Origin of the sequence: Rhodococcus sp. NPDC057014 (assembly GCF_042673295.1) — a bacterium.
Classification (GTDB): Bacteria; Actinomycetota; Actinomycetes; order Mycobacteriales; family Mycobacteriaceae; genus Rhodococcus_F.
The window spans coordinates 1-9,008 of record NZ_JBHUSF010000355.1; the positions used below are offsets into that span (position 1 = coordinate 1).

The 9,008-nt window shown below is 67.8% G+C and carries 10 protein-coding genes; 5 read left to right on the forward strand and 5 right to left on the reverse strand.

Translation table 11 applies throughout. From position 1 onward, the window contains the following. From ACFTZB_RS39145 to ACFTZB_RS39165, 5 genes are all read right to left on the reverse strand, one after another. Window positions 1-888: aldehyde dehydrogenase family protein (locus ACFTZB_RS39145; RefSeq protein WP_378440325.1), on the reverse strand; the 888-nt coding region annotated here is incomplete at its 3' end. Further along, window positions 888-2,000, reverse strand: coding sequence for a proline racemase family protein (locus ACFTZB_RS39150; protein ID WP_378440327.1), 1,113 nt, complete (start codon window positions 1,998-2,000; stop codon window positions 888-890). The genes ACFTZB_RS39145 and ACFTZB_RS39150, both read right to left, overlap by 1 nt. Before the next feature lie 17 nt (window positions 2,001-2,017). After that, entirely contained in the window at window positions 2,018-2,920 is a 903-nt protein-coding gene (locus ACFTZB_RS39155) for a dihydrodipicolinate synthase family protein (RefSeq protein ID WP_378440329.1), read from the reverse strand. Between the two features lie 22 nt (window positions 2,921-2,942). Then, complete coding sequence (locus tag ACFTZB_RS39160; RefSeq protein ID WP_378440331.1) at window positions 2,943-3,650, reverse strand: GntR family transcriptional regulator; 708 nt, start codon at window positions 3,648-3,650, stop codon at window positions 2,943-2,945. Window positions 3,651-3,694: 44 nt separating this feature from the next. Next, window positions 3,695-4,960 carry an NAD(P)/FAD-dependent oxidoreductase gene (locus ACFTZB_RS39165; protein WP_378440332.1) on the reverse strand — a complete coding sequence of 422 codons (1,266 nt, stop codon included), beginning with the start codon at window positions 4,958-4,960 and terminating at the stop codon, window positions 3,695-3,697. Window positions 4,961-5,227: 267 nt separating this feature from the next. Between ACFTZB_RS39165 and ACFTZB_RS39170 the strand changes: the two genes are divergently transcribed. The 5 genes from ACFTZB_RS39170 to ACFTZB_RS39190 all read left to right on the forward strand — a co-directional run. Continuing rightward, a complete protein-coding gene (locus tag ACFTZB_RS39170; RefSeq protein ID WP_378440334.1) occupies window positions 5,228-5,944 on the forward strand; it encodes a GntR family transcriptional regulator in 717 nt (238 codons plus the stop codon). Window positions 5,945-6,330: 386 nt separating this feature from the next. After that, window positions 6,331-7,179: a substrate-binding periplasmic protein gene (locus ACFTZB_RS39175; RefSeq protein ID WP_378440337.1), complete on the forward strand. Its 849-nt coding sequence runs from the start codon at window positions 6,331-6,333 to the stop codon at window positions 7,177-7,179. A gap of 10 nt (window positions 7,180-7,189) precedes the next feature. Further along, the gene (locus ACFTZB_RS39180) at window positions 7,190-7,924 is read left to right on the forward strand and encodes an amino acid ABC transporter permease (protein WP_378440339.1); all 735 of its coding nucleotides are present in this window, start codon (window positions 7,190-7,192) and stop codon (window positions 7,922-7,924) included. Window positions 7,925-7,976: 52 nt separating this feature from the next. After that, window positions 7,977-8,765: an amino acid ABC transporter ATP-binding protein gene (locus ACFTZB_RS39185; protein WP_378440341.1), complete on the forward strand. Its 789-nt coding sequence runs from the start codon at window positions 7,977-7,979 to the stop codon at window positions 8,763-8,765. A 44-nt stretch (window positions 8,766-8,809) separates the two neighbouring features. After that, window positions 8,810-9,008 (forward strand): SDR family NAD(P)-dependent oxidoreductase (locus ACFTZB_RS39190; RefSeq protein WP_378440343.1); only part of this gene is annotated, 199 nt, incomplete at its 3' end.

Consider the following 9,008-nt stretch of genomic DNA (forward strand, 5'->3'; position numbering starts at 1 on the left):
GGGACGCTGGACGTAGGCGCGGGTGGCGGCGGTGCAGTCCTGGCCCGCGTTGATCAGCGAACCGGCGACGGCGCCACGGGCGGCCGCCTCGAGGTCGGCGTCGTCGAACACGACGAACGGTGCCTTGCCGCCGAGTTCCAGATGGACCCGTTTGACGCTGCCGGCCGCGGCCGCGGCGACCTGCTTGCCGACCGGCGTCGACCCGGTGAACGAGACCATGTCCACGTCGGGATGCTCGATCAGAGCCTGTCCGGCGATCCGCCCGGCCCCGGTGAGGATGTTGACGACGCCGTCCGGCACGCCGGCCTCCTTCGCGGTCTCGGCGAAGAGCAGCGACGTCAGCGGGGTGAGCTCGGAGGGCTTGAGGACGATGGTGTTGCCGGCCGCGATCGCGGGCAGGATCTTCCAGGCCGCCATCTGCAGCGGGTAGTTCCACGGTGAGATCGATCCGACGACGCCGATCGCCTCACGGCGGATCGACGAGGTGTGATCGCCGGAGTACTCCCCGCTCGCCTTGCCCTCGAGGTTGCGGGCGGTGGTGGCGAAGAACGTGACGTTGTCGATCACCCCGGGGATGTCGAAACCGTCGGCCAGTTTGATCGCCTTGCCGCCGTTGCGGCTCTCCAGGGCGGTCAGCTCCGTGCTGCGGGACCGCAGGACCTCGGCCCAGCGCAGCATGATGTCCGAGCGTTCGGCGGGCGTGGTGCGGGACCAGCCCGGGAACGCGGCGCGAGCGGCCGCGACAGCGGCGTCGACGTCCCCGGTGGTCGCGGCCAGGCCGGTGGTGATCGGCTCACCGGTGGACGGGTCGATGATCGTCAGCTCCGTCTCGGAGCTGCCGTGCCGGCGTTCCCCGGCGATGAACTGCAGCTTCTCGTGGGTGGTCATCAATTCTCCAGATCGAGTTGGTCGAGTAGTTGCCGGGCGTCGTCGCCCTCGGATTCCGGGCCCCACAGGTCGCCCAGGGTGTAGCCGCGCGGAAACGGGTCGTCCGCGTCGAGGACGTACTGGTTGAACCCGGTGATCCAGCCGCGGCCGCTGACCGACGGCAGCACCGCCCGGTGCGGTCCCACGTCGGTGATGTCGGTGAGTGTGCCGGTGAACGTGGTGCCGAGCAGGCTCTCGTGGACGAACTGCTCCCCGAGCGCCAGTTCGCCGCGCGCGTGCTTGGCGGCCATGCGACCGCAGGTGCCGGTGCCGCACGGCGACCGGTCCAGCGCACCGGTCCACGTCGTCGGGTCGTCGAGGTCGACGGTGCCGTTGGGCAGGACGACGGTGTTGCGCCCGGAGACCCCCGGGGTCGGGGACGGGCCGTGGATCATCGTCAGTGCGACGTGGTCGATGTCCGGGTTGAACGGGTGCCGGACCGCGACATCGCGTTGCGCGACGGTGCGCAGCACGGCGCCGGCGCGGGCCAGGTCCTTCGCGGCGCCGGGCACCAGTTCGAGACCGAGGTCGGCGGCCTTGGCCTGGACGAAGAACTGCCCGCCGAAGACGATGTCCACCGGGACGGTGCCGTATTCGGGCAACTCGAGCGGATGGTCGATGGCCACGGCGAACGCGGGGACGTTGTCGAAGGTGACCCGCACGACCCTGCCGCCGGCGATGTCGGCGCGCACGTGCACGACACCGACGGCGGTGTCGACCTTCAGCTTCGTCACCGGCTCCTGCACCGGCAGGGTGCTGGTCTCCAGGAGCGCGGTGACGGCGCAGATGAGGTTGCTCCCGGACATCGGCCGGAATCCCCCTTGCTCGAGCACCACCATGCCGAAGTCGCTGTCCGGGTTGACCGGGGGCAGCACCAGGACGGCGCACAGTCCGGGATAGCCGCGCGGCTCGTGCAGCATCAGCAACCGCAGATCGTCGAGGTGCTCGCGGCAGTACTGCAACCGGTCGGCCATGGTGGCGCCTTTGACGTGCAGGTGGCTGCCGATGAGCACCCGTCCGGGCTCGCCGGCGGCGTGGACGTCGACGGCGTTGATGGTCTGCCTGGGGATCACGGTCTCGTCCTTCGGTTCTAGTTCTCGACGACGCTGACGCCGGCCGCGACGAGGAGGCGGCGGAACTCGTCCCGGAACTCCGGTGCCAACGGCAGCACCGGGCGGCGGGTCGGGCCCGCGTCCTGGCCGACGAGCTCGAGGCCGGTCTTGATAGCGCAAGCGTAGTTGTGTGATTCGAGGAATTCGCAGATCGGGAAGATCTTCGTCCACAGTTCCCGGGCGGCAACCAGATCGCCGCGCACGGCGAGGGCGTCGTAGAAGTCCGCGCACAGCTGCGGGATGACGCTCGCGGTCCCCCACACCGACGCCTTCGCGCCCGCAGCGAGTCCGGCGAACGAGAGGGTGTCCCAGCCGTTGAGGGCGGTGATGTCCGCGGCGTGGTGGTTCAGCACGGACGCGAACTTCGCCGCGTCTCCGCCGGTGTCCTTGTAGGAGGTGACGCGGGTCTTGCGTGCCAGTTCGGCGAACTGCGCGGGCGCCAGGTCCACCCCGGTGGCGGACGGGAGGTTGTAGTACATGATGTCGATGTCGACCGCGTCGGACACCGCGCTGTAATGCGTCAGCAGTTCGTCCCAGGACGGGGTGTCGTAGAACGGCGGGACGATCATCACCGCGGCGGCGCCGGCGTCGGCGGCGTGCTTGCTCAGTTCGACGGTCTCGGCGGTGCTCAGCGCGCCGGTGCCGGCGACGACGGGGACCCGGCCCGCTGCGGCCTCGATGTACAGCTCCGTCGCCCGCTTGCGTTCGTCGGTGGACAGGGTCGTGAACTCACCGGTGCTTCCGCCGGGAACGAGACCGTTGATGCCGCCGCCGATGATGTGCTCGGCCTGACGCTTGATGCCGTCGGGGTCGACGGCCGATCCGTCGGCGGTCAGCGGGGTGACGACCGCGGCGAGGATTCCGCTGAACTGCGTGCTCATGAATTGACTCCTTGATTGTGTGTCAGGGGTGGTCGGAGTCGCCGATGATCGAGACGACTTCTTCTGCGCTGCTTCGGATGTGCCGGGTCACTTCGGCCCGGATGATGTCGGGGTCCCCCAGCTCGATGACGTCCACCAGCCGGGCGTGCATGGCGAGGTCGCGGTCGGGGTCGTAACGGGTGGCCTGGTCGACCGTCATGGCCATGCGGATCTGCGCCGCCACGAGAGGCCAGATCTTGATCAGCATCTCGTTGCCCGACGCCAGCCACAGCGTGCGGTGGAACTCGAGGTGCGTCAGGTCGGACGCCACGACGTCGCCGGAGGCGATCGCCGTCCGGTGGTCGTCGAGTGCCTGCCTCAGGGTGTCGAGTCCGCCGCGGGTGGGGTCGGCGGCCAGCCGTTGCGCCGCCGTGGACTCGAGCGAGACACGGACCTCGGCGAGATCGAGCAACGCGTGCGGGCTGGTCTGCGCCACCCGAATCCCCTTGTACGGTTCCTGGATCAGGGTTCCCTCGTGGATCAGCACGTGGACTGCTTCCCGCAGGGTGGGCCTGCTGACGCCGAGGACGGCGGCGAGTTCGACTTCCTTGATCCGCTGGCCGGGTTGCAGCTCCCCCGTCAGGAGGGCCCGGCGGATCGAGTCGGCCACTTCTTCCCGGCGCGTGCCGCTGCTGATCGGCTGCAGACCGCGGACGACGCCGGTGCCGGTAGCCGGTGGTGCGATCGTCATGGCGTGAGGTTTCTTTCTCGGACGGCGCCTGCCGAGACGGCCGATCAGGCGCGGCGCAGGGCGCGCCGGGACAGGAAGCGGTTGGGCGAAATCGAGGTGGCGATCTCCGGAACACGGTCATTGACAATGGTTTCGGTGATGATCTCGGCGGTGCCGGGGGCCAGGGTCAGGCCCAGCATGCCGTGCCCGGAAGCGATGTAGGCGTTGTCGAGGTTCCCGAACTTGCCGACGATCGGCAGGCCGTCCGGGGTCATCGGACGCAGTCCCGCCCACGGCGCCGCCGCTCCGGGCGGGTTGTCCCAGCCGTCGAAGTTCTCGGCGGCCGCACGCTGGATGGCGGCGACCCGGGTCTGGTTCACGCTCTCCTCGAAGCCGCCGAACTCCATGGTGCCGGCGAGCCGGATCATGCCGTCGAGTGGGGTGACCGCCACGCGGGCGTCCTCGAGCGTCAGCGAGGTGTTCAGCGTGATCGGTGCCGGACTGTAGTCGACGCTGTAGCCCTTGCCCGGACGGATCGGCATCGGGGCGCCGAGTTCCTTCGACAGCGGGCCACTCCACACGCCGGCCGCGAGCAGCAGCGCGTCGCCGTCGATCTGCTCGCCCGTGTCGGTGACGACACCGGTCACGGTGGTGCCCCGGCGCAGGAAGCGTCCGACCTTGGTGTTCTCCCGGATCTGCACCCCGAGTTCCTCGCAGCGCTTGACCAGCGCACGGGTGAGGGAGTCGGGTTCGAGCTGGCGGTCGTCGGCGAAGAACAGGCCGTGCTTGATCCGGTGGTTGAGCGCCGGCTCGGTTTCCTGGACGCCGTCGCTGTCGAGGTGGGTCGGGTGCATGCCGAAGCCCTCGAAGATCGGCAGGGATCCGCAGTGCTCCTCGTAGCGCTCCCGGGTCTCGAACGCCAGCAGCACACCGGCCTTGTGCATCTCGAATTCGATGCCGTCCTTGGTGTATTCGTCGAGCAGGTCGTTCGCATCCGAGGCGAGACGCAGGTGCGTCTCCAGCCCGAAGCGGAAGTCCCGGGCGTTACAGTGCCGCGCCATCGTGAGCATGAATTTGAGGAAATCCGGTGCCACGGAAGGCTTCACATACAGGGGGCTGTCGGGCTTGAGCATCCATCGCAGTCCCTGCAGGATGACGCCCGGCGCCGGGACCGGCCCGCTCTCGGCCAGCGCGATCTTCGCGGCATTCCCGTGGGTGGCGGCCGAGCCGGCGGTCCGGGCTTCCAGTACGACGACCTCGCAACCGGCCTTGGCGAGACGGTACGCACTCGCCAAGGCGACGACACCACCTCCGACGACAACGATTCGCATGATGTCTTCAGCCTCCTGACAGCGCCGACCGGCGCTTCGATGCAACCGGTGGGTCGCGAAAAATGTGAGATGCAGTTTGTCAGACAATCTGCGCTTGTGATGGGCAACACTAAGCACTACCTCGACCCGCTGTCAACGGCTGGGGAAAATTGGCGCCCGTCCCGTGATCGAACGGGGCTTCCCTGCATCCATATGGGTGCCAGGTCCGGGATTGTCAGGCAATATGCATAATGGGTTTCAAGAAGTCCCCACTCGACAAGGCGGATCATGGCGAAGTCACAGGCCACGGCGGCAGTCGCACCGAGCAGCGCCTCGGCGCTGCTGCCGGTCGCCTCGACTACTCGCCGCGACGGCGTCATCGCCGAGATCAAGCGCGCGATCGTGCTCGGCGCCCTGAAGCCCGGCGAGAAGCTCACCGAGGCCCAGCTGTCATCTTCGCTGAGTGTGAGCAGGCCGACCGTTCGTGAAGCCCTCAACCAGCTGGCCCAGGAGGGGCTGCTCGTGCAGGAGCCGTACCGCGGCCTGCGGGTGGCATCGCTCGACGCCAAGGCCCTCCTCGACATCGCCGAGGCGCGCGTCGCGATCGACATGCAGGCGATGACCGCGATCCTCGCCGACGGCTCCGGCCGCCGCCTCGAGATGGTGATGGACAGCTGGCGCGAGTACGCGCGGCTCGCCTTCGACCCCGACCCGCTCGTCCAGCACGACGCCCACCTGCGATTCCACCGCAGTATCTGGGCGGCGTCGGAGAACTACCTGCTGCTGAAGCTGTGGCCGGTCACCGAGGCTCACATCACCATCGCGCTCGCGCAGGACCAGTTCACCCGGTCGGACCCCCAGCGTGCCTTCGAGGTCCACGAGCGGCTGGTCGACGCCATTCGCACGCGCAACCTCGACAAGATCCGGGCGGCCTTCGTCGCGCACACCATCGACAGCGCCGAAGAGCTCGTCGCACTGATGGCGGCCGCCGAGGGCTCGGACTGAGCTTCGGAGCCCCTCGGACGGCCGCGGCCACCGAGATAACCCGAAATTTACACACCGGCGCCTGACGCGCACCGGCGCAGGCGCGACCGGACAATCCCCAGCTCAGCGGCCCGCGGGCTCCTCTGTGCACGATGGTTGTGTTTCGTCCGGGTGACGCCGATCGGCCGAAGTCTCGAAAACCTTCCCCGACCTCTTGCGCTCCGTATGATTGTTTGACAATCTTACGTAGGAGGAAATGCGGCGTGGATCACACTTTCGCCGACTTCCGCACCAGCCGAGCGATGGAGACACACGCGCTTCACTCGAATCGCCTCCCCGAACTCGGAATTCGGACCAGTGCCGCCGCACCCCACGGCGCCTGCACCCTGCACACGAAGAGGGCAGTCATGCAAAAAAGCACCAAGAGAGTTCTCGGCGTCGCCGGCATCTGCGTCGTCGCCGCGGCATCCGGTTACGTCGGCGCCGGCCTGAGCAGCGGATCGGAGTCCGCCGGCGTCGGGGGTCCGCAGGGCTCGTTCATCGACGACATCAAGGATCGCGGCGAACTGCGGGTAGGCGTGGCGCTGGCACCGCCGATGACCGTCCAGGGCGCCGACGGATCGCTCGGGGGACCGAATCTCATTCCGCTGCAGGAACTGGCGGATCAACTCGGGGTGGAACTGAAGCCGGTGGCCGCCGAATGGAAGAACATCGTCGCCGGATTGCAGGCCGATCGCTACGACTTCGCCGCCAACCTCGACTACACCGTCGAGAGATCGCTGGCCATCCAGTTCACCGACCCGGTCTACGAGTACCAGGGCGTGTACGTGGTGAAGGCGGACTCGCCGCACTCCACCGCCGAGCAGATCAAGGCCGACGGGGGCGCCGTCGCGACCACGCAGGGCTCCGCGCCTGAGAAGGCGGTTCAGGACACAGGATTGACCGTCATGCCGGTGGACAACTCCTCCAACGCGGTCTCCGCGGTCCAGGCGGGCCGCGTGATCGCGGAGTTCACCGACCTGCCGACCGCCGAGGCTCAGACCCTCGCCGATCCTAACCTGAAGATCGTCGTGCCGAACCCGCCGATCTACTCCGCGTCGGCCGCGTACGGGATTCCCGCCGATACCGACACGCGGTCGCTGCAGATCATCAACATCGCCATCGAGCGCGCCCGCGAGAGCGGACAACTCGCCCGCGCCTACGCCGACGTCGACTACCACGAGATCGACGATCTCGGCGACCTGGTCAAGAAGTAGGACGGCAGCCATGAATTACGAATTCGACTGGACCATCGTCGCCGACGCGTTTCCTCTGATGCTCGACGGCCTGGTCGTCACGCTCGAACTCACGGTCCTCACCATCGCGATCAGCATGGTCCTCGCCGTGCCCGTCGCGGTCGCGCGGATGTCCGAGATCGAACTGGTGCGCTGGGCGGCGCAGGCCTACATCGAGGTGTTCCGGTGCACCCCGATGCTCGTCCAGCTCTTCTGGATCTTCTACGCACTTCCCGCCCTCACCGGCCTGACGATCTCCGGATTCACCTCGGCGGTAATCGCCCTGTCGGCGAACCTGACCGCATTCATGGCCGAGGCCTACCGGAGCGGATTCCAGGCAGTGCCCGCCGAGCAGGTCGAAGCTGGCAAGATGCTGCGCCTGACGCGGCTACAGCAGTTGCGCTACATCATTGTTCCCCAGGCCATTCGGCAGCAGACGCCGGTCATCCTGTCGTTGAACATCTCCATCTTCAAGGATTCGGCCCTGGTGTCGACGATCGCGGTGGCCGACCTGATGTTCGTCGCCAACACGATCTCGTCCGAGACGTACCGTTCGCTGGAAGTGTTCACTCTCGCCGCGGTGATCTACTTCGCGGTCGCCTTCCCGGTCTCCCTCGCCACCAGCAATCTCGAACGGCGCATGCAGCAGAACTCGGCACGCGGCGCAACGGGCAGCCAGAGCTTCCTCAGCCGCATGATTCCCGGGCGACGGGTGGCGACGGCATGACGACCGACCACCGCACCCCCACCGATCGCACGAACCGAACCAGAGGCCAGCGATGAAAACCCTCGAATCCACCGCACCGTTTCAGACCGGCGTCGGCGGCGTCCTCGTCTCCGCCCGCGGCCTGCAGAAGAGCTTCCACGGCCGCACCATCATGCGCAACGTCGACTTCGACATGCACGCCGGCGACATCACCGTCATCATCGGCAAGAGCGGATCGGGCAAGAGCACCATGCTGCGCGCGCTCGCCGGTCTCACCGAGCCCGACGAGGGAACCATCGACTTCGACGGCGTCCGCGTCTTCGAGGACCAGCAGCGCACCGAGGCGTGGGCGGACAAGAGTTTTCACGTCGGCATGGTGTTCCAGACGTACACCCTCTGGCCGCACATGAACGTCCTCGACAACCTCACCCTCGCGCCCCGCAAACGGCTCGGCATGTCCGCCTCGGAGGCTCGGGACCGCGCCGAGTCCGCGCTTGCGGAGGTCGGGATGAAGCAGCACATCCTGAGCCGGTGCACCCAGCTGTCCGGCGGTGAACGCCAGCGCGTCGCCATCGCTCGTGCGTTGATGATGAAGCCGCGACTGCTGCTGTGCGACGAGATCACGTCGGCGCTCGACCCGCCGGTGGCCGCCGAGGTGCTCGAGGTGCTGCGGCGTCTGAAGGCCGAGGAGGGTATCGCCATCGCACTGGTCACCCACGACATGGCCTTCGCGTCGAAGGCGGCCGACCGCCTGGTGTTCTTCCAGGACGGCGAGATCGCCGTGAACACCACACCGGAACTCGCGTTCACCAGGTCCGACAACGAAGAGCTGAACAAGTTCATCGACGCCGTCCGGTTCTGACCGCACCACCCCCGACACTCCGACCGAACGGGAGCAGCCAGACCATGAGCCCAACCCAGACCATTCGCAGATTCGACGACCACGTCGCGATCGTCACCGGCGCCGGCGGCGGCATCGGTGCCGCGATCAGCAGCCGGTTCGCCGAGGAGGGCGCCCGCGTCCTCGTGTGCGACGCCGACGACGCGGCCGCCAAGGCCGTCGCCGAGAAACTCGCCGGGCGGGGTCTGCTCGCCGAGGCCCGGG